Origin of the sequence: Streptomyces panaciradicis (genome assembly GCF_023516615.1) — a bacterium.
In the GTDB taxonomy this organism is placed as follows: Bacteria; Actinomycetota; Actinomycetes; order Streptomycetales; family Streptomycetaceae; genus Streptomyces; species Streptomyces panaciradicis.
Genome location: NZ_JAMGBF010000028.1, coordinates 1 through 19500, shown reverse-complemented (window position 1 = coordinate 19500; position 19500 = coordinate 1). Strand labels below are relative to the sequence as shown.

General features: G+C 74.4%; 14 protein-coding genes. 4 read left to right on the top strand and 10 right to left on the bottom strand.

Features of this window, described 5'->3' with window-relative positions; all coding sequences use genetic code 11:
• Positions 1-98 precede the first annotated feature (98 nt).
• The 3 genes from M8J74_RS12495 to M8J74_RS12485 form a co-directional block, all read right to left on the bottom strand.
• A complete protein-coding gene (locus tag M8J74_RS12495) occupies positions 99-1757 on the bottom strand; it encodes a serine/threonine-protein kinase (protein ID WP_249836438.1) in 1659 nt (552 codons plus the stop codon).
• Positions 1758-1909: 152 nt separating this feature from the next.
• Positions 1910-2683, bottom strand: a complete 774-nt coding sequence (locus M8J74_RS12490) for a polysaccharide deacetylase family protein (protein WP_249836453.1) — start codon at positions 2681-2683, stop codon at positions 1910-1912.
• A 190-nt stretch (positions 2684-2873) separates the two neighbouring features.
• Positions 2874-3998, bottom strand: a complete 1125-nt coding sequence (locus M8J74_RS12485) for an endonuclease/exonuclease/phosphatase family protein (protein ID WP_249836437.1) — start codon at positions 3996-3998, stop codon at positions 2874-2876.
• A gap of 87 nt (positions 3999-4085) precedes the next feature.
• On the opposite strand from M8J74_RS12485, the gene M8J74_RS12480 reads away from it, so the two are divergent.
• The 4 genes from M8J74_RS12480 (at position 4086) to M8J74_RS12465 (ending at position 8751) form a co-directional block, all read left to right on the top strand.
• Positions 4086-4781: a response regulator transcription factor gene (locus M8J74_RS12480; protein WP_249836436.1), complete on the top strand. Its 696-nt coding sequence runs from the start codon at positions 4086-4088 to the stop codon at positions 4779-4781.
• A 10-nt stretch (positions 4782-4791) separates the two neighbouring features.
• Entirely contained in the window at positions 4792-5979 is a 1188-nt protein-coding gene (locus M8J74_RS12475; RefSeq protein WP_372500162.1) for a sensor histidine kinase, read from the top strand.
• A 48-nt stretch (positions 5980-6027) separates the two neighbouring features.
• On the top strand, positions 6028-8358 hold the full coding sequence (locus M8J74_RS12470) for a heavy metal translocating P-type ATPase (protein ID WP_249836434.1): 2331 nt from the start codon (positions 6028-6030) through the stop codon (positions 8356-8358).
• A gap of 126 nt (positions 8359-8484) precedes the next feature.
• On the top strand, positions 8485-8751 hold the full coding sequence (locus M8J74_RS12465) for a 2TM domain-containing protein (RefSeq protein ID WP_058921194.1): 267 nt from the start codon (positions 8485-8487) through the stop codon (positions 8749-8751).
• A gap of 21 nt (positions 8752-8772) precedes the next feature.
• Here the strand turns inward: M8J74_RS12465 and M8J74_RS12460 are convergent, their stop codons facing one another.
• The 7 genes from M8J74_RS12460 to M8J74_RS12430 all read right to left on the bottom strand — a co-directional run bounded on the left by M8J74_RS12460 (position 8773) and on the right by M8J74_RS12430 (position 19391).
• On the bottom strand, positions 8773-10278 hold the full coding sequence (locus tag M8J74_RS12460; protein WP_372500160.1) for a hypothetical protein: 1506 nt from the start codon (positions 10276-10278) through the stop codon (positions 8773-8775).
• 169 nt (positions 10279-10447) lie between these two features.
• Positions 10448-11332: a metallophosphoesterase family protein gene (locus M8J74_RS12455; protein WP_249836433.1), complete on the bottom strand. Its 885-nt coding sequence runs from the start codon at positions 11330-11332 to the stop codon at positions 10448-10450.
• Between the two features lie 65 nt (positions 11333-11397).
• Positions 11398-13839, bottom strand: a complete 2442-nt coding sequence (locus M8J74_RS12450; RefSeq protein ID WP_249836432.1) for an ABC transporter permease — start codon at positions 13837-13839, stop codon at positions 11398-11400.
• A 21-nt stretch (positions 13840-13860) separates the two neighbouring features.
• Positions 13861-14610 carry an ABC transporter ATP-binding protein gene (locus M8J74_RS12445; protein WP_239014969.1) on the bottom strand — a complete coding sequence of 250 codons (750 nt, stop codon included), beginning with the start codon at positions 14608-14610 and terminating at the stop codon, positions 13861-13863.
• A gap of 110 nt (positions 14611-14720) precedes the next feature.
• Positions 14721-17456, bottom strand: coding sequence for a cation-translocating P-type ATPase (locus M8J74_RS12440; protein WP_249836431.1), 2736 nt, complete (start codon positions 17454-17456; stop codon positions 14721-14723).
• A gap of 2 nt (positions 17457-17458) precedes the next feature.
• Positions 17459-18340 (bottom strand): universal stress protein, encoded by an 882-nt coding sequence (locus M8J74_RS12435; protein ID WP_249836430.1) that lies wholly within the window; start codon positions 18338-18340, stop codon positions 17459-17461.
• 163 nt (positions 18341-18503) lie between these two features.
• A complete protein-coding gene (locus M8J74_RS12430; protein ID WP_249836451.1) occupies positions 18504-19391 on the bottom strand; it encodes a universal stress protein in 888 nt (295 codons plus the stop codon).
• Positions 19392-19500 lie beyond the last annotated feature (109 nt).

Below are 19500 nucleotides of genomic sequence, written 5' to 3'. Positions count from 1 at the left end.
GTGGCCCCGTACGACGAGCCCGCCGTGCACGGCTGAACCGCCCCGGCCCGGTCCGGCGGCGCCCTGCCGGACCGGGCCGGGGCACCGCACCCGCGAGGTCAGCGTGCCGGCGGCTCCGACGCGGTGAAGCGCTCGAAGCCCGCGTGGAAGGCCGTGCCCCGCGGGTCGGTCGCGCTGTAGTGGAAGGCGGCCACTCCGCAGCCCCGCCGGTCGAAGGCGGCTCCGGTGTAGGAGGCCACCTGCTTGCCGTCGACGGCCAGGTCGACCTTGATCAGGCCGGCGCCGGCCGACGAACAGTTCATGGCCATGTCGACCAGCTGCCGGCTGTCCACCCGCAGTCCCACGTCCGCGAGGTTCACCTCGACGACCCGGTCGTGCTGGAAGGCGCCCTTGAACCGGAACTCCCGGACGATCAGCGCCTCCTGATCGGTGGTCAGATAGGTCGCCCAGCGGGAGCCGGTGCGGTAGTCGCCCGAGCCGTCGCACCACAGCCCGACCCCGCCCTCACCTCCGTACCAGGCCGTCTGCGTGCTCAGCCGGACCGCGAAGGACGACGGCTGGAACGGCGCCTGCGGCCACACCTCCAGCTCGGACCGGGGATCGACCAGCATGGTCCCGCCCTGGTGCGTGATCCTGGCCAGCGCCGGGTCCTTGTGCGTCCAGTCACCCGAGTCGGTCAAGTCGTCCGTGTACGACTGGAGTTCGGAGCCCGCCGCTCTCCTGGAGGTCCCGGCCGACGCGGAGAGGGAGCCGTCGGCCCGCGAGCCGCTCTTGCCCGACGATCCGCCCGAGGTGGCGGCGAGGACGACGGCGAGCAGCACCGCCACCGCCGCGCAGCCGGCCGCGAGCGCCCACAACCGCAGCTGCTTGCCGCTCGCGCCGCCGGCCGGGTCGCCGCTCCCGCCCACCGGTGCCGGCGGCCGCGGTGGTGCCGGCGTGGCCGGCTGGGCGTGGGCACTTTCCGTTGCCTCGGCCGCCGCGGCGAGCCGGGCGACGAGTTCGGCGGCGGTGGGGCGTCGCGCCGGGTCCTTGCGCAGGCAGTCGGCGACGGCCGAACGGACCGGTTCCGGCACCGCCGTGAGGTCGGCCTCGCGCTCGCACACGGCGACCAGGACCTCGTAGTCGCTCTCGCCGTCGAAGGGGTGCCGGCCGGTGGCGGCGAAGTACAGCGTGCCGCCGAGCGAGAACACGTCGGAGGCGCTGGACACCCGGTGGGACTTCACCTGCTCCGGCGACATGTACGCGGGCGAGCCCAGTACGCTGCCCGGCGTGGTGAGCGCCGACTCCAGCAGCCGGTCGTCCCGGGCGATGCCGAAGTCGATGATCCGCGGGCCGTCCGGGGAGAGCAGGATGTTGGACGGTTTGATGTCCCGGTGCACCACGCCCACACGGTGCACCTGGGCCAGCGCGTGGGCCACGGCCAGGGCCACCGACTGCAGCCGCCCGGAGGTCAACGGGCCGCCTGCCGCGACGTGTTGGTGGATGGTGGGCCCGGGCACGAACTCGCTGACGATGTACGGGTGCGGGCCCGAGAGGTCGGCGTCCAGGACCCGCGCCGTGGCCAGTTCGCCGACCCGGCTCGCCGCGCCGAACTCGCGGCGCACCCGGGCGAGTGCGATCTCGTCGTACTCCTTGCCCGGCAGCAGGAACTTCACCACGACCTGGCGTCCCGCCCGGTCCCGGGCGAGCCACACCACCCCCTGCCCGCCCCGCCCGAGCTCGCGTTCGTAGACGTATCCGCCCACCGACAACCGCATCCGAGGATCCATTCCCCCGCCCCCCAGCCCCGCCCCCGGCTCATGGCCGTCCTTCAGCGTATGGGGTTTCCGGTGCCGTAACAGGACTTTTGGCGGGGTCTGCTGACAAAGGGACCATCAGGCGCGGCCGCGGTGGCCGTCCACCGCGCGGTTCAGCGCACCGGGAAGCCGAACGAATAGCCCTGCTGCTTGAGTTCGGGCAGGATCCGGCGCAGCGCCTCGACGGTCTGGGAGCGGTCGCCGCCGGCGTCGTGGAAGAGCAGGGTCGGCCCGTTGGGCAGCTCGCGTTCGACGGTGGCGACGATGGCGTCCGTGCCGGGTCGTTCGAAGTCCTTGGAGTCGACGTTCCAGCCCAGCGGGCGCATGCCCCGGGAGGCGGCGAGCTTGCGGCTGTACGGGGTGAACGCGCCGCCGGGCGCCCGGTAGTACAGGGGCCGTACGCCACCGGACGCCTCGGTGATCATGCGTTCGGCGTCGAGGATCTCCCGGGACTGGTAGGCCTCGGGCTTCTTGTCCATGCCGGTGTCGTGCGACACCGAGTGGTCGCACAGCCGGTGCCCGGCCGCGACGACCTTCTTCACGAGGTCCGGGTGCGCCTGGGCCTGCGTGCCCACCATGCAGAACGTGGCCTTCACGCCGTACTGGCGCAGCACGTCGAGGACTTGCGGGGTCCACTCGGGGTCGGGGCCGTCGTCGATGGTGATGTTCACGCCGCGCGCGCCCTTGTCCGAGGCGTGCACGATGGTCACGGCCACCGGCTTGGCCTCGCTGCCGTGCGCGGCCGAGGCGGCCGCCTTGTGCGACGCTCCGCCCACGACGCCGGCCTGGGCGGTCCACACCGAGGCTCCGGCGGCCAGTGCGGTCACCCCGACCGCCGCCACGACCACCTTGCCGTACCAGCCCCGCCCGCCGCCGTGCCGTGCCATGTCCGCCCCGCTTCCGCGCAGTTCCTCGCCGATCGCCTGGTCGACTTCCGACCACCTCACGAGACGAGCGGCGGCGGCCCGGGGATGCGTCCGTTACCGATCACGGACAATTCCGGGGGCGTTCGCGGACAACTCGTTCAAGCGGCGGGCCGAACAGGGCGGTTGAGCGGGGCGGGAGCGTCCGGTGTGGTCACCAGCCGATCCGGGCCGCCACCGGCAGGTGGTCGCTGCCGGTGGACGGCAGCACCCACGAACGGTGCGGCTCGACCCCCCGGACCAGGATCTGGTCGATCCTCGCCACCGGGAACCTCGCCGGCCAGGTGAAGCCGAAGCCGTCCCCGGCCACCTCCTGGGCCGAGCGCAGCCGCGAGGTGAGGGCGTCGAACGCGCGGTCGTCCGTGGTGCCGTTGAGGTCTCCGAGCAGCACCACCCGACGGTTCGGCTCGGCGGCGAGGGCCTTGCCGAGCGCCTTCGCGTTGCGGTCCCGGCTGCCTGTCCAGAAGCCGGTGCTCGGCAGCACGCGGACGGACCCGAGGTGCGCCACGTACACGGCGACGGGACCCTTGCCGGTGGTCACCGTGGCGCGCAGCGCCCGGTTGCCGGCCAGCTTGACGTCGGCCGGCTTGGTGGCGGCGAGCGGCCCGTAATCCGTCTCGATGTCGACCGGCCCGGTGTCCGACAGCGGCAGCTTGCTCCACAGCCCGACCGTGCCCAGCACGGTGTGGTAGCGGTACGCCTTCTCCAGGCCCCGCTCGTACACGCCCAGGTCCTGCGGGGTCAGCTCCTCCAGGGCCAGCACGTCCGCCCGGGAGGCGGCGAGTTCGCGCGCGGTGCCGGCCGGGTCGGGATTGCCGGCGTCGACGTTGTGACTCACCACGGTGAGGTCGCCGCCCGGGCGGGACTTGTCGCCGAGCAGCCCGCCGAAGAGGTTCAGCCACACCACGGCCGGCAGGAGCAGCGCGGTCACCGCGGAGGCGGAGCGCCGCCACAGCGCCCCCGCCAGCAGCACCGGCACGAACAGGCCGAACCAGGGCAGGAAGGTCTCCACCAGGCTGCCGAGGCTCCCGCGGTCCGTGATCCGCGCGTGCAGCAGCATCACCAGGCCGAGCAGCAGGGCCGACGCCGCCAGCACGGAGCCGCGCCTCCAGGGGCCCGGCCGGGCGAGGGCACGGGCCGCCCGGCGGATGCCGTCGCCCCTGATGCCGGGACCGGTACGGCCCGCCGTTTCGGTGTCGCCGTACTCGATGTCGGAGGGTGGTGCGGACGGGTCGTTCGCAGGGGGGGTCTTCCGTGCCGACGATGCGGTGCGAGTCATGCTCGCAGTCAAGACGGCGTGATGTTGCGGGCCCGTATGCGGTTTTCGATATGCCGCCGATATGCGCCGGTTCGTAGCATCGAGGGCATGCGTGTGCTGATCGTCGAGGACGAGCCCTATCTGGCGGAAGCGATCCGCGACGGCCTGCGTCTGGAGGCGATCGCCGCGGATGTCGCGGGCGACGGTGACACCGCTCTGCAACTGCTGGGCGTCAACGCCTACGACATCGCCGTCCTCGACCGCGACGTCCCCGGGCCGTCCGGTGACGAGATCGCCCGGCGCATCGTCGCCTCCGGCAGCGGCATGCCGATCCTGATGCTCACGGCCGCCGACCGCCTCGACGACAAGGCCTCCGGTTTCGAGCTCGGCGCCGACGACTACCTGACCAAGCCCTTCGAGCTGCGCGAGCTCGCGCTCAGGCTCCGGGCGCTGGACCGCAGACGCGCCCACAGCAGGCCCCCGGTGCGCGAGCTCGCCGGTCTGCGCCTCGACCCGTTTCGCAGGGAGGTCTACCGCGACGGCCGTTTCGTGGCGCTGACCAGGAAGCAGTTCGCCGTGCTCGAAGTCCTCGTCGCCGCCGAGGGCGGCGTCGTCAGCGCCGAGGAACTCCTGGAGCGGGCGTGGGACGAGAACGCCGACCCCTTCACCAACGCCGTGCGCATCACCGTCTCCGCGCTGCGCAAGCGGCTCGGCGAGCCCTGGGTCATCGCCACTGTGCCGGGCGTCGGCTACCGCATCGACGCGCAGGCGCAGGCCGCGGACGAGGGAGGCGGCCGTGGATAGGGCGCCCGGTGTGAGCGTCCGCCTCAAACTCACCCTGAGCTACGCCGGGTTCCTCATGGTCGCCGGCGTCCTGCTGCTGGCGGCGGTGTGGGTGTTCCTGCTGCGTTACGTCCCCGACCGCGCGATGCTCATCAATCCCGACGAACGGCCGACGGGCGGCGTCTTCCCCATCCGGTCGGCCCTGCTGGACGTCTTCGCTCCACGGGCGGCCGCGGTCCTGGCGTTCCTGCTGCTCTTCGGGCTGGTGGGCGGGTGGATCCTCGCCGGGCGCATGCTCGCCCCGCTGACCCGCATCACGGACGCCACCCGCAGGGCCACCAGCGGCTCGCTCTCCCACCGCGTCCGGCTGCCGGGCCGCAGGGACGAGTTCCGGGAACTCGCCGACGCCTTCGACGCGATGCTCGCCCGGCTCGAGGCGCACGTCGCCGAACAGCGCAGATTCGCCGCCAACGCCTCGCACGAGCTGCGCACCCCGCTCGCCGTCTCCAAGGCCCTTCTCGACGTGGCCCGCGCCGATCCGCACCACGACACCGGCGCACTCATCGACCGTCTGCACGCCGTCAACACCCGGGCGATCGGCCTCACCGAGGCGCTGCTGCTGCTCAGCCGCGCCGACCAGCGGTCCTTCGACCGCGAACCCGTCGACCTCTCCCTGGTGGCGGAGGAAGCCACCGAAACGCTCCTGCCCCTCGCGGAGAAGCACGGCGTCACCGTCGAGGCCTGCGGCGACATCGCCCCCACGACCGGATCGCCCGCGCTCCTGCTGCAGCTGGCCACGAACCTGGTGCACAACGCGATCGTCCACAACCTGCCCGAACAGGGCACGGTGCGGGTGCACACCGCGGTCCGCCCCGAGACGGTGGTGCTGAGCGTCGAGAACACCGGAGAGCACGTCACCGCGGAGCTGGCCGAGACGTTCGCCGAACCGTTCCAGCGCGGCACCGGACGCACCCACGGCGACCACGCGGGCGTCGGCCTCGGCCTGGCGATCGTCAGGACCATCACCCTCGCGCACGACGGAACGCTCACCCTCGCCCCGCGTCCGGCCGGCGGGCTCCGCGTCACCGTGGAACTCCCCCGGCACGGTGCCGCGCCGGGTGCCTCCCCGGCACCACCGGCAGGTGTGGGCACCGGTCGTTCGGCCCCGACGCAGGGCCGGACGTCCCCTCCCGCGGGGCCCGGAGCCGCGATGGGATGAGAGGAGACCGGTGTGGCGGCCGCCGCGCCGGCCCCACCGAGGTGTCTCATGAACCACTCCGATCGCATCTCACGACGGCGCCGCCTGATGGCCGCGGTGGTGTCCCCACGGCTCGAACCCGTCCTCCTGGTCGTCACGACCGCCGCTCTCACCGGCGGTGTCGTCGCCTGGCTCGCGGACGCCGGGGGCCTCGCCGACCTGTTCTGGGGCCTGGGCACCGCTGCCGCCGTCGTCCCGGCGGTGGGGTGGGTGCTGAGCGCGCTGCGGCGCGGTCAGGCGGGTGTGGATCTGATCGCCGTCCTCGCGCTCGGGGGCACGCTGGCCGTGGGCGAGTACCTGGCCGGCGCGCTGATCGCGCTCATGCTCGCCACCGGCCGCACCCTGGAGGCGGCCGCCCAGCGGCGGGCCTCCCACGACCTGCGCGCGCTGCTCGAACACGCCCCGCGTTCGGCACACCGCCGCACGGACGCCGGGGTCGACACCGTGCCCCTGGCGGAGATCGCCGTCGGCGACCTGCTCGTCGTGCGCCCCGGCGAGGTCGTTCCCGTCGACGGCCGCGTGGAGAGCACGGCCGCCGTCCTCGACGAGTCGGTGCTCACCGGCGAACCGCTCCAGGTCGAGCGGGTCGAGGGCGAGGGCGTGCGCAGCGGCGTCGTGAACGCCGGCGGCGCCTTCGAGCTGCGGGCGACCGCCACCGAGCAGGACAGCACCTACGCCGGGATCGTCCGGCTGGCCCAGCAGGCGGGAGCCGAGTCCGCACCCGTCGTGCGGCTCGCCGACCGCTACGCGGCCTGGTTCCTGCCCCTCTCCCTCGCGGTCGCGGGACTGGCGTGGCTGATCAGCGGATCGGCGGTACGGGCGGTGGCCGTCCTGGTCGTCGCCACCCCCTGCCCCCTGCTGCTGGCCGCCCCCGTGGCGATCGTCTCCGGTCTGTCCCGGGCCTCCCGTCTCGGTGTGGTCATCCGTGACGGCGGCGCCCTGGAGAACCTGGGCCGCGCCCGCACCCTCCTGCTCGACAAGACCGGCACCCTCACCCGGGGACGCCCGCGCGTCCTCGACGTCACCGCCGCCCCCGGCCTGAAGCCGGCCGAGGTGCTGCGCCTGGCGGCCTCGCTCGACCAGTACTCGCCGCATGTCCTGGCCCAGGCCATCGTCGACACCGCCCGGGAACGCAAGCTGGAGCTGTCCGCCCCGACGGACGTCACCGAGGAGCCGGGCCGCGGCGCCACCGGCGTCGTGGACGGACACCGGGTGTCCATCGGCCGCCTCGCCCCGGGGGAGGAACCCCCCGTCTGGGCCAAGGCCGTCGACAACCGCGCGCTCCTCGACGGCGCGGCCATCGCCTGGCTCACCCGCGACGGTGAACCCGCCGGCGCCGTCCTGCTGCGCGACCCGCTGCGCCACGACGCCCCGCGCACCCTGCGCCATCTGCGGGCCGCCGGCATCGAGCGGCTGCTGATGCTCACCGGTGACCGCGCCGCGCCGGCCCGGGAGGTCGCCGCCGTCCTGGGCCTGGACGAGGTGCGCGCCGAACTCGGCCCGGCCGACAAGGTCGCCGCCGTGCGCGCCGAGCGCGAGCGCGCGGTCACCGTGATGGTCGGCGACGGCGTCAACGACGCCCCCGCCCTGGCCGCCGCAGACATCGGTGTGGCCATGGGGGCCCGTGGTTCCACCGCCTCCTCCGAAGCCGCCGACATCGTCCTGACCACCGACCGCGTCGACCGTCTCGGCGACGCCGTGACCATCGCCCAGCGGGCCCGCCGCATCGCCGTGCAGAGCGCCCTGGGCGGCATGCTGTTGTCCCTGGCCGCCATGGCCGCGGCCGCCGCCGGGCTGCTCCCGCCCGCCGCCGGCGCCCTGCTCCAGGAGGGCATCGACGTCGCCGTCATCCTCAACGCCCTGCGCGCCCTGCGCGTGGACCAGGCGGCCCGTCCGCCGCTGACCCCCGCCGCCGAAGCCCTCATCCACCGCTTCTCGGCCGAACACGACGATCTGCAGGACGTCCTGGAAGCCGTACGGGCCGCCGCCGACCGCCTCTCCGACACACCGGGGCCCAAGGACCTCGCCGCCGTCGAGGAGACCCACCGGCTGCTGACCGAACGTCTGCTGCCCCACGAGTACGCCGAGGAGCACGAGCTCTATCCCGCCCTGGCCCCCACGCTCGGCGGTCCCGAGGCGACCGCCACCATGAGCCGCGCCCACACCGAGATCGAACGCCTCTCCCGCCGCATCGCCACCCACCTGGAACTCGCGCACGCCGAAGGCGGCCTGGCGCCCGAACAGCTCGACGATCTGCGCTCCTGCCTGTACGGCCTGAACACCGTCCTGCGCCTGCACTTCACGCAAGAGGAGGAGAACTACTTCTCCCTCGCCCCGTAGACACCCGTCGCACGACCGCACCGGTGCGGGGACCAACGTCCCGCCGGTGCGGGACGAACGGCCCCGAACCGCTCGCGCCGACGGCGGGACGATGAAGGTGAGGCATCTTCCCAAGGGGGTGACGTCATGACTCACACCAGCGCGTCACCGGACTACGAGCGGGCGCGCACCCGCGCCCAGAGGAAGCGGAAGTGGCGCGGCGATCTGGTGGCGTACGCCATCATCAACGCCTTCCTCATCGGCGTCTGGGCGATCACCGGCCTCGGCTACTTCTGGCCGGGCTGGGTCCTGGGCGTGTGGGGGCTGTTCCTGATCCTGTCCGCATCGGATCTGTACTTCCGCCACGACGTGACAGCCGAGGAGATCGAACGAGAGCTGCACAAGCACGCATGACCCCGTGCCCCGGACCTCCTTCTACGGGTTCGGGGGCGGGCTGAGATAGGCGTACACCGGTCCGTCCAGGTGGACCGAGCGCCAGCCGCGCGCGTAGGAGGGCGGACGGCCGCCGGCGCCGGTGAGGACCGCGACCGGCGTGCGCCGCGCGGTCCGCGCGAGCCGCGCGGCCGTCGTGTTGGCGTTGTGGCCGCTCGTGGCGGCGGAGGAGCACCCGGCATAGAACGCGACCGGTATGGGCGGCGTGTCGGTGCCGTGGCTCGCGACCACGCACGGCGGCCGGACGCCCGCGCGATGCAGCGCGGTGGCCGTGCGGGCCCAGGCGCGGTGGCTGGCGGTGGCGCGGTCGACGGTGCGTTCCAGCACCACGTACTGCACCGCCAGATGCCCGGCCAGTCCGATCACGACGAGCACCGTCGCAAGCCGCCGCCAGGGCGCGCTCGGCGCCGTCACCAGCCACACGAGGGCGTCGGCGACCGGAATCGCCACCAGGGCGTAGGCGGGCAGGAGGAAGCGGGGCGCCGCGTAGTCGATCATGAACAGGTAGGGGATCGCGGCCGTCGTGGCGCAGGCCAGCGGCAGGACCGTGGGCAGGGCACGGCGGGCGCGAACGGCGATCAGCAGTCCGACGGCGGCGAGCACGGGCAGCGCCAGCCACCAGGCGTACACGGCCGGATGGGGCGCCGCTCCGGTGCACGGGCGGCACAGCGACCGGCCGCCGAGACTGCGGATCTGGTCGTCGACGGCGATGTTCCAGCCGAGGCCGCCCTGGATGTCGGAGCCCTGGGACAGCCGCTCCGCGACACCGCCGAAGCTCACATACGCCTCGACGACCCACTGGGCCGCCCCGGCGACCAGCCCGCCGGCCAGCGCGAGCAGCAGCAGGGGCTGCCGGAACCGCCGCACGGCCAACGGCAGCACGAGCATCGGCAACGCCGCCCACACGGCGTCCGTGGGCCGCATCAGGGCCATCAGGGCCGCGCTGAACGCCAGCCCCCACAGCGGCGCGCGCCGGGTGCGGTCGGCCGCGGCCCGCAGGAAGCAGCCCACGGCGGCGAGCGCACCGAGGGCCACCCACAGGTTGGCCATGGCCTGCGGGCCGTAGAACAGCGTCACCCACAGACTGGCGAACAGCGCGCCGCCCGCGGCCAGGACGCGCGCCGGGAACAGCCCGCGCCAGCAGCGCAGGGCCAGGTACAGGCCGAGCCCCGAGAGCAGCGCCAGGTACACCCGCAGCAGCGGCGTCGACGTCGACCAGGCGGCGACCGGCGCCACCAGCACGGAGACCCCGCGCGTGCGGGGCGCGCTGAAGAAGGCGGCCGGCGCCTGCGGGCTGACCTGGCTGACGTACACCGTCTCGTCCCAGCCCAGTCCCATGCCGGGCCGGACGAGCAGCAGCTGCGCCAGGGTGAAGGCGGCCGCCACCAGCGCGGGCCACGCGCGGCCGTCCCGGCGCCACCACGGCTCGTGGCGCGCGGGCGCCTCGCTCCGGACAGCACTGGTGTCCGCGTGCAGGTTTCTGGTCATGTCCCCGCTCCCCCTTGCAAGTTGGTGACCTTCCGCTGCCGCACAAGGCGCAGGACACAGCGGACAGCCCACGGACGGCAGGGAACGACTCCGCCAACGTAACGTGCCCGGGGCGCGGGCGCGGCGCGGGGCTCGGCCGGACGTGTCACCGCGACGTGCCGTGCGGGCCTCACGGCCGCGGCACGGGCAGGACGACCCGGTCCAGGACGGCGCCGTCGTCGCTCACCGCGGTGACGATCACGCGGGTCGCGGTGACCTCGACGGCGGTGAAGTGGTGGCGCGAGGCGGCGGCCGCGCGGTGCGGGGTACGGCAGCCCGAGCCGACGGGGTACAACGCGGCGCCGCCGCCTCCCGTCACGACGTAGGTGACCCCGTGCGCGGAGGTGAAGCGCTGGTAGTTGTGGTCGTGGCCGTTCAGCACGAGCGTGACGCGGTGGCGTTCCAGGACGGGAACCCAGCGGGCGTCCACGGCGGGCGTGGACCCGTGCCGCGAGCAGGACCAGGCCGGCTGGTGGAAGACCACCACGCGCACGGGCGGTCCGGCGGCGGACAGGCGGTCCTGAAGCCAGCGGGTCTGGCCCGCGTCGGGGCGGTCGGCGTCGAGGAACAGCAGCTGCACGCCGGGCAGCCGCTTCGCGTACGGCAGCCCCGGCAGGCCCAGATGACGCAGTTCGGCCCCACCGTGGCCGTTCAGGACGTCGTGGTTGCCGAGGGTGATCCACATCGGGCGTCGCAGGTTGCGGTAGGGCCCGTCCAGCCGGGGCCCGAACAGGCTCGGGCTGCCGTCGGGGTAGACGTTGTCCCCGGTGGTCACCAGGGCGTCCACCCGGTGCCCGCCGCGGGCCCAGGTCCGCATGGCCCGGGCCACCGCGCGCTGCGCCGAGTCGCCGGTGCCGAAGTCCCCGAACGCGACGAAGCCCGCCCGTACGTCCGCCGCCCGCGACGCCGAGGCGGAGGGGGCGGGGGATGTCGTACCGGCGGCCGGTCCGGACGGCCCGCCGCACGCGGCGGCCCACAGCGTGATCACGGCGGCGGCGAGGGCCGCGCGGCGCACACGGCACGGGCGCCGGAGCGCGTACCTCCCGCGGGGACGGCGGCTGTTCGGCGGCCCGTGCCCGGTCATTCGACCACCCGCAGGGTCGCGGGAATGTTCATGCGCCGCAGGCGGCGGGCGGTGAGCAGCGGGGTGAGGGCCACGGCCACGATGCCGAGCAGGAGCGCGGTGAGGTAGGTGCCGGGGGCGAGGGTGACGTCGAAGCCGATCTCCGGCATGGTGCGGGCAAGTTGCACCCGCACCATCCAGCGGTCGATGCCCTGGCCGAGCACGATCCCGGCGGCGGTGCCGAGCGTGCCGAGGAGGGCGCTCTCGGCGACGGCCATGCCGAGGACGGTACGGACGGGCAGTCCGAAGGCGAACATGGTGGCGTTCTCGCGGGAGCGTTCGTCGGCGGAGATGCTCGCGGCGTTGAACGCGATCAGCACCGCCAGGGCAAGGGTCACCCCGGCCGCTATGTCGAGGATGCCGGTGAGCTGCCCGACGCCCTCGCGCAGCGCGTCCACGCCCTCGGTGGCCGTCTGCACCCCGGCCACCCCGGGCATGGCGAAGAGGGTCTGCTCGAGGCGCGCCGGGTCGGTGCCGGGGGCGGGCAGCACCTCGACGGCGTTGGCCGTCGCGGCCAGTCCGAACAGGCCGGCCCGCGACCGGTCGAGGTAGGCCACCGTACGCAGCGGGTTGGGGTGGACGGCGGCCACCGTGACGCGGCTGTCCGTGAGGGTGAACGCCTGCCCGGAGCGCCGGGGGTGGCGCAGCAGCAGGGAGTCGCCGGGCCGGACGCCGAGGTCGTGGGCCGCCTTCTCCGAGAGCACCAGGCCGCCGGGGTGGCGGGCGAGGCTGCCCGCGGTGAGGGTGGGCCGCCACCCACCGGCGCCCAGGTCGCGCAGTTCGACGATCAGGGACACGCTGCCGCCGTCGGCGTGGCGCGCGGTGGCGGGCACCGTCAGCAGGGGTGTGGCCCCCTCGACGCCGGGCGCGGCGGCGATCGCCCGCACCTGGGCGGAGCCGTCGGCGTGGTAGCCGTCGAGCTGGGCGACGATCCGGCCGGCGCCGCCCCGATTCGCCTCGTGCTCGCTGTCGCCGAGCATCGCGTCGAAGGAGTCCAGCATGCCGAAGACGGTGATCATGATGGTGACGGCCGCGCCGATGCCGAGCGAGGTGAGCGCCGTCCGGCGCGGGTTGCGCAGCACATTGCGCAGCGGCAGCTGCCGGTAGCCGCGTCCGGGTACGCGGAGCCGGCGCAGCAGCGGGGCCAGGCCGCCGCCCCGTGCGGCCAGGTGGCCGACCCGGATGGCGTCGACGGGACGGACCCGGACGGCCCGCCACACCGGCCAGGCCACGGCGAGCAGCGGCAGGGCGAAGCCGAGCAGCGCGGCGAGCAGGAAGGTGCGGTACTGGAACGGGGTGTTCCAGACGGGCAGGGGCAGCAGGTCGGTCAGCAGTCCGGCCATGGCCCGGCTGACGACCGTGCCGACGCCGAGCCCGAGGGCGACACCGAGCAGGGCGATCTGCACGCCCAGCAGCATCGGCCGGGCGGCGATGCGGGTCCGGGGCACTCCCAGCGCCATGCCGATGCCGATCTCACGGCGCTGCGCCTCGACGACCCTGCTGGTGAGGTTGAAGGCGCCGAACGCCGCTCCCAGCAGCAACAGCAGCGCGATGATGTCGAAGAACCTGGCGTCGCCGTTGATGTCCTCGTACAACGCGTGATAGCCGATCTCGTCGGCGCGGACGGTCACGGTGCCGGACAGCGGAGTGGGACCGCTGCCCAGTGCCCGCTCCAGCTGGCCGGCGACCGTCGACGGGTCCGTGCCGGGGGCCAGGGTCAGGACGGCCTCGTCGACCCGGCCCGGGGCGCCGGCCAGCCGCTGCGCGGTGGCGAGGGGCACGAACAGCACGGCGAAGCCGGATTCGCCGATCATGGGGATGCCGCTGTCGGACGCCGGGCTGAAGTAGTCGGGTGCGCTGCCCTGGCCGACGTAGTGGACGGGGGTGCCGCCCGAGATCCGTACGGTGCCGGAGGACGGCAGGTCGTAGTGGCGGGCGAAGGCACGCTCGAGGACCGCGACCGCGCGGCCGCTCTCGCCCGCGGCGACCTGCCTGCCCGCGTAGACGTGGACGCGGTCCACGGCCGCGGCGGGGGCCGCTCCCACCAGCCGGCCCGCCACGAGGATCCGGCGCCCGCCGTGCGAGGCGGCGACCTGGGTGGGGACCACGAGGCGTTCGGAGACCGCCCGGACGCGGCCGGCCGACGGTATGCCGGCCACCAGTCGCCGCAGGGTGCCGGCGGGTGCCGTCGTGCCCTTGGTGAGGGTCAGCCGCAGGTCGTGCATGCGCAGCTTCGCGTAGCTGGCGTCGTAGGACCGGGTGCGCCAGTCGGCGGTGCCGGTGAAGCCCGCGTAGGCGCCGGTGCCCAGGGCGATGGTGAGGGCGATGGCCAGCACCAGCACCCACCGCTGCCGCAGGTCCCGCCAGGACCAGCGGAGCCACATCAGCCGGCTCGTCATCAGCGCATCGCCGCCCCACCGCTACCAGTGCAGTTCGGAGACGTCCGCGCGGCCCGCCGACGGCGGGCCGTCGGCGACGACGCGGCCGCTGGAGAGCTCCACCACCCGGTCGGCGACCCGGGAGATCTCCCGGTTGTGCGTCACCACCAGCACCGTCTTGCCCGCCTGGGCCTGCTCCCGCAGCAGTCCCAGGATCTGCACCCCGGTCCGGAAGTCCAGTTCGCCCGTCGGCTCGTCCGCCAGCAGCACCGGGTTGCCGGTGGCCAGCGCCCTGGCGATGGCGACCCGCTGCTGTTCCCCGCCGGACAGTTCGTGCGGGAAGTGCCGCACGCGGTCCCCGAGACCGACCTGCGCCAGGGTGTCCGCGGCGAGCCCGCCCGCGTCCTCGCGACCGGCCACGTCCGCCCCGAACTGGACGTTCTCCAGGGCGGTGAGGCCGGGGAAGAGGTTGAAGCTCTGGAAGACGAAGCTCACCGTACGACGGCGGAAACGCTGCAGTTCACGCGGTCCGGCGGCGGTGATGTCCCGTCCGGCGATCCGGATGCGGCCCGCGCTCGGCGCGTCGAGCGCACCCATCAGGTTGAGCAGCGTGGTCTTGCCCGATCCGGAGGGGCCCAGCACGACGACGAACGCGTTCTCGTCCACGTGCAGGTCGACGCCGTCCAGCGCGGTGACGGTGGTCCGGCCCACCCGGTAGCGGCGGCACACCCCGTCCAGGTCGATCCTCGTGCCCGTCGCCGCACGGCCGGCCGTCCCGACTGCGGTGTCCACGTCGGCCACCTCCTGACCTCGCTCCGCTTCGGCCGTGGCGTGCCACCCGCTCCTGCGGCCGACGCTATGCCCGTCGAGGACGGCTCCCCAAGGGCCGTTGGGCCCGGACGTCATGCCGATGAGCCTCTCGGCAGGACGCCCGGCCCGCCGCGGGACACCGCGGACCACCGCCCCCGCAGCGCACGCCAGACGTGTTCGGTCAGGATCACGGTGGAGGCGGTCGCCAGGCAGATCGCCCACTGGGCGGCGTCGAGGGAGACGGTGTCGAACACATCGTGGGCGAAGGGCACTTGAACGGCGATGAACTGCAGGACGAGGACGAGGGCCAGACAGCTCCACAGCACGGGGTTGTGCAGCTGGTGGCGGCCCAGGACGGGGCCGTCCTCGCTGCGGGCCGTCAGCGCGTTGCAGAGCTGGTAGAGCACGAAGGTGGTGAACGCCATGGTGGCGGCGGTCGTCTCGTCGGTCACTTGGCGGGCGGCGGCGAAGACGGCGACCGTGCCGAGGGCCATGACGGCGCCGGAGCGGGTGATGGCGATCAGCCTGCGGGCGTTCAGCATGCGTTCGTCGGGTGCGCGCGGGGGGCGGTCCATGACGTCGGCCCGGGGCGGGTCGACGCCCAGGGCCATGGCGGGCGGTCCGTCCATGATGATGTTGATCCACAGCAGCTGGATCGCGGACATCGGGGCGGGCAGTCCGGCCAGCACGGTGACCAGCAGCGTCATGATGGCGCCGATGTTGGTGGACAGCTGGAAGCGGACGAAGGTCACGATGTTGTCGTAGAGGGAGCGGCCCTCGCGCACCGCTCGGACGATGGTGGAGAAGTCGTCGTCGGTGAGGACCATGTCGGCTGCCTCTTTGGCGACGTCGGTGCCGGTCCCGCCCATCGCGACGCCGATGTGGGCGGCGCGCAGGGCGGCGGCGTCGTTCACGCCGTCACCGGTCATGGCCACGATGTGGCCGCGCCGGGACAGGGCGCGGACGATGGCGACCTTGTGCTCGGGGGCGACACGGGCGAAGACGCCGATGTCCTCGATGCGGCCGGCGAGTTCCTGCTCGCCGGTGCGGGCCAGCTCGGTGCCGGTGACGACGTCACCGGTGATGCCGAGTTCACCGGCGACGGCGGCGGCGGTGTCTGCGTGGTCGCCGGTGACCATCTTGACGGCGATGCCGGCGCCCCGGGCGAGGGCGACGGCCTCGCGGGCCTGCGGGCGGGGCGGGTCGGCGATACCGGCGACGGCGGTGAGGGTCAGCCCGGTCACCTCCCGGGCGTCCGCGTGGTCGGCGGTGGCGGCGGCGAGGACCCTCAGGCCCCGGCCGCCCATCCGCCGGGCCGCCTCGGTGACCTCGCGCCGGCGCTCGGCGGTGAGGGGCACGGGGCCGTGTTCGGTCAGGACGTCGGTGCACCGGTCCAGGAGGACGTCGACGGCGCCCTTGGCGTGCACTCGGGTGCGGCCGCCGGGGCCGGCGTGGAAGGTGGCCATGTACTTGTCGGCGGGGTCGAAGGGCACCTCGCCGTCGCGCGGGGTGCGGGCGCGCAGTTCCTCGACGTCGAGCCCGGCCTTGACGGCGAGCACGAGCAGGGCGGCCTCGGTGGGGTCGCCGATGGGGCCGTCCGGGGTGAGGCGGGCGTCGTTGCACAGCGCGAACGGCCGCACCGCGTCGAGCAGTTCGGCCGGCTGCCCGGGTCCGGTGAAGCGGACGGTGCCGGCGGTGCCGTAGCCCTCGCCGGTGACGTCGTAGTGGCGGCCGGCCGCCCACAGGGCGCGGGCGGTCATCTCGTTCAGGGTCAGGGTGCCGGTCTTGTCGCTGCACACCACGGTCGCGGAGCCGAGTGCCTCGACCGAGGCCAGGCGTTTGACGATGGCGCCCCGGCCGGCCATGCGGTAGACGCCCAGGGCGAGGGTGAGGGCGATGACGGCGGGCAGCCCCTCGGGGATCGCGGCGACCGCCAGGGCCACGGCGCGCAGGGCCAGGTCCGCCAGGTCCTCGCCGCGGATCAGGGCGACGAGCGCGTAGGCGGCCACGGCGACACCGCTGACCAGGGCCAGGCGCCGGCCCAGACTGTCCATCTGGACCGTCAGCGGGCTGGGCGGTTCGTCCTCGGTGCGCAGTGCCTCGGCGATGGCCCCGACCTCGGTGCGCATGCCGGTGGCGGTGACGATCATCTCGGCGCGGCCCCGGGTCAGCGCGGTGTTCATGAAGAGCATGCCGGTGCGCTCCGCGACGGGGACGGCCTCTTCCCCCGCGGCACTCGGCGCCGTGGTCTTGGCGACCGGCTGGGACTCTCCGGTCAGCGCGGCCTCGGCGGCCTCGACCGACGCGGCGACCACGAGACGGCCGTCGGCGGGGACGCGATCGCCCGCTTCCAGCAGCACGATGTCGCCGGGCACCAGGGCGCGGGCGGGCACCTCGCGCACCCGGCCGTCGCGGCGCACCCGGGCGGTGGGCACCAGCATCTGCCGCAGAGCCTCCAGACTCCGCTCGGCGCGGCGTTCCTGCAGGTAGCCGAGGACGGCATTGATGAGCAGGACGATGGCGACGACGACGGCGTCCCTGATGTCGCCGATGATCCCGGCGACGACGGCGGCGGCGAGCAGGACGCCGATCAGGAAGCTGCGGAACTGGTCCAGCAGACGCAGCCACTGCGAGCGGCGGGCGGGTTCGGCCAGTTCGTTGGCGCCCCATGCCCGGGCGCGTTGTCCGGCGTCGGCCGTGGTCAGGCCGGTGGCCGGGGTTACCCCCAGCAGGGCGGCCACCTCGTCGGCCTCCCGCCGGTGGGCGTCGGTCACCGGTGCGGCGAGGGTCTCGTGGAGCGCCGGCGTGGACGGTGCCTGCTGGGGCATGGTCACTCCTTGCCGCGGACGACGGCGACGGGGCAGTGGGCGTGGTGCAGCAGGGCCTGGCTGACCGAACCGAGCAGCAGTCCGCTGAAACCGCCGCGGCCCCGGGCCCCGACCACCGTCAGCTGGGCCTCCCGGCCGGCGTCGATCAGGGCGGGGCGGATCCGGGAGCGCACCAGGCGCCGCTCGACGGTGAGGTGCGGCCGGCCCCGAAGGCCGCGGGCGACCGTCTCGTCCAGCAGGCGCTGCTCGACGTCGCGCAGGTGGTCGACGTCCGCCACGACGGCGATCGGCGGGTCGCCGGGATCGTCGTGGGCGCGCGCACTCCAGGTGTTCCACACGTGCAGGGCCAGCAGGGGCGCGTCGCGCAGCGCCGCCTCCGCGAAGGCGAACTCCACCGCCGCCTCCCCCGCCGGGGAGCCGTCCACCGCGAGCAGCACCGGGCCGGCCGGGTCCGGGCGACCGCGCACCACCATCACGGGACAGCGGCCGTGAGCGGCCAGCTGCACGGCCGTCGAGCCCAGCAGCAGCCCGGCGAACGCGGACCGCCCGCGGCCGCCGACCACCACCAGCGCCGCCGACCGGGAGGCGACCTCCAGCACTTCGAGCGGCTCACCGGTCACCACCGACGGAAGGACGTCGATGCCCGGCGCCGCCTCGTACGCTCGTTCCTCGGCACGTGCCAGCACCCCTTGCACCAGGGGCTCCAGCAGGGGGTCGAACGGCGGCCAGGGCGCCGCGCCCGGCGGCAGGAACGGCACAGGACGGTCCGCGGCGTGCACGATCCGCAGGGGCGCGCCGCGAAGGTGCGCCTCGCGAGCCGCCGCGTCGACCGCGCTGAGACTGGAGGCGGAGCCGTCCACTCCGACGACCACCGGATCACTCATGGCGCGCTCCCGTCCCGCAGGACCGCCGAGGAGCCGTCGCTCCCGGCTACCGCCTCCCAGCTTCGCCGCGGCCGGCGCCCACGGGCAGGGGCCGTCCGACCGCGACGGGGACCGGTCGGCCCCCTCCGGCGCCGGCGGGCCGACGCGCCGGCGCCGGCGGGTGTCAGTGGTGTGCGTCCTCCGCGCGGACCACCGCCACCGGGCAGTGCGCGTGGTGCAGCAGGGCCTGGCTGACGGACCCCAGCAGCAGGCCCGCGAAACCGCCGCGGCCCCGCGCCCCGACCACCGTCAACTGGGCGGACCGGCTCGCCTCGATCAGCGTCTCGCGCGTCCTGCCGTGCACCACCCGATGCTCCACCTCGACCTCCGGATACCGCTCGCGATGACCGGCGAGCGCCTCGAACAGCAGCCGCTCCTCCTCGGCGGCCAGCGCGCCCGGCGGGTTCGCGTACGGCATCGACGCGTCCGGTGGCGGAGGCAGCGGCGCGTTCCAGGTGGTCCAGGCGTGCACCGCCACCAGCCGTGCGCCCCGCAGCGCCGCCTCGGCGAAGGCGAACTCCACCGCCGGCTCACCGGCGGGCGAGCCGTCCACACCCAGCACGACCGGCCCGTCGGCAGCCGGCCCTTCGCGCACCACGAGCACCGGGCAGCGGCCGTGCGCCACCAGGTGCACCGCCGTCGACCCCACCAGCAGCCCGACGAACCCGCCCATCCCGCGGGACCCGACCACCACCAGCTCGGCGGCCCGCGACTGGGCCTCCAGGACGGTCAACGGCTCACCGGTCACCACGACATGGCTGACCTCGACCTCCGGTGCCGCCTTGTGCGCGCGCTCCACGGCCTCGCCCACCAGGTGCTCGACCATGTGCCGCATCCCGCCCTCGGGCGGCCCCAGCGGCCACGCTCCCAGGGGTACATGGGTCGCGGGCCACACGAACGCGTGCACCACCCGCAGACCGGCCTCGCGCGACCTGGCCTCCCGGGCCGCCGCGTCGACCGCGGCGAGGCTCGAGGCCGAACCGTCGACGCCCACGACCACCAGACGGCTCACCACCATGGCTCCCACCTCCAGACATGAGAGCGTCTCCACTGTCAGCCTCACCCGGCGGGCGGCTTCGCCATAGGGCCGATCGGCCACCACGGCCGCCGATCGGCGCCTT

What these genes read in the sequence shown, in the direction of transcription:
- M8J74_RS12480 (WP_249836436.1), top strand. Translation starts at nt 4,086, where the DNA reads ATGCGTGTGCTGATCGTCGAGGACGAGCCCTATCTGGCGGAAGCGATC.
- M8J74_RS12470 (WP_249836434.1), top strand. Translation starts at nt 6,028, where the DNA reads ATGAACCACTCCGATCGCATCTCACGACGGCGCCGCCTGATGGCCGCG.
- M8J74_RS12485 (WP_249836437.1), bottom strand. Translation starts at nt 3,998, where the DNA reads ATGACTCGCACCGCATCGTCGGCACGGAAGACCCCCCCTGCGAACGAC.
- M8J74_RS12490 (WP_249836453.1), bottom strand. Translation starts at nt 2,683, where the DNA reads ATGGCACGGCACGGCGGCGGGCGGGGCTGGTACGGCAAGGTGGTCGTG.
- M8J74_RS12440 (WP_249836431.1), bottom strand. Translation starts at nt 17,456, where the DNA reads ATGCCCCAGCAGGCACCGTCCACGCCGGCGCTCCACGAGACCCTCGCC.
- M8J74_RS12460 (WP_372500160.1), bottom strand. Translation starts at nt 10,278, where the DNA reads ATGACCAGAAACCTGCACGCGGACACCAGTGCTGTCCGGAGCGAGGCG.
- M8J74_RS12435 (WP_249836430.1), bottom strand. Translation starts at nt 18,340, where the DNA reads ATGAGTGATCCGGTGGTCGTCGGAGTGGACGGCTCCGCCTCCAGTCTC.
- M8J74_RS12465 (WP_058921194.1), top strand. Translation starts at nt 8,485, where the DNA reads ATGACTCACACCAGCGCGTCACCGGACTACGAGCGGGCGCGCACCCGC.
- M8J74_RS12495 (WP_249836438.1), bottom strand. Translation starts at nt 1,757, where the DNA reads ATGCGGTTGTCGGTGGGCGGATACGTCTACGAACGCGAGCTCGGGCGG.
- M8J74_RS12450 (WP_249836432.1), bottom strand. Translation starts at nt 13,839, where the DNA reads ATGACGAGCCGGCTGATGTGGCTCCGCTGGTCCTGGCGGGACCTGCGG.